The 584-nt window shown below is 75.2% G+C and carries 2 protein-coding genes; both read left to right on the top strand.

Annotation, left to right across the window (positions count from 1 at the left end; genetic code table 11):
• Positions 1–242, top strand: a 242-nt coding sequence (locus GJV64_RS15320) for a general secretion pathway protein GspK (RefSeq protein WP_164158385.1), incomplete at its 5' end; no start/stop codon positions are given.
• Positions 239–584 (top strand): type II secretion system protein GspL (locus GJV64_RS15325; protein ID WP_235927785.1); only part of this gene is annotated, 346 nt, incomplete at its 3' end. The genes GJV64_RS15320 and GJV64_RS15325, both read left to right, overlap by 4 nt.

Below are 584 nucleotides of genomic sequence, written 5' to 3' on the forward strand. Positions count from 1 at the left end.
TCAGCGCCCGCCCGGCCGGCGGCTGGGCGTCGGTCACCGATTTCTGGGGCCAGCCGCTGCTCGCCGGGCGCACCATGGCGGCCGACGTGCTGCGCCAGCCCGACCTGACAGACCGCTTCATCACCTTCCGCATCGCGGTAGGCGGCAACAGCCTGCCCTTCGTCGAGACCGGGCTGATCGCCGCCGGTGCGGGCGAGCGGCCGGCACGGCTGCTGCTGCGCCGCTGGGGAGGGGCGGAATGATCCTGCTGCGCCTGGCCCCCAGCCCCTCTTGGCAGCGCCTTGCCGATGGCGTGGTGGTGGCCAGCGGCAACGGCTGGCCGGCCGCTGACGAGCCGGTTGTGATCGCCGTGCCGGGTGAGGCGGTGACGCTGCACTGGCTCGATCTGCCGGCGCTGGCGCCGCTGCAGGCCGCTGCTGCTGCCCGTCTGATGCTGGGCGACCGGCTGGGGGAGGCCGATCCGCACGTGGTGGTGGCCGCCGGGAGCGGGCCGCGCCCTGTTGCCGTGGTGGCCCGTAGCGCCATGACCAGCTGGCTGGCGGACTGCACGGCCGCCGGGATCACGCCAGCGGCGCTGGTTCCCG

It is taken from the genome of Sandarakinorhabdus rubra (assembly GCF_010994245.1).
Classification (GTDB): Bacteria; Pseudomonadota; Alphaproteobacteria; order Sphingomonadales; family Sphingomonadaceae; genus Sandarakinorhabdus; species Sandarakinorhabdus rubra.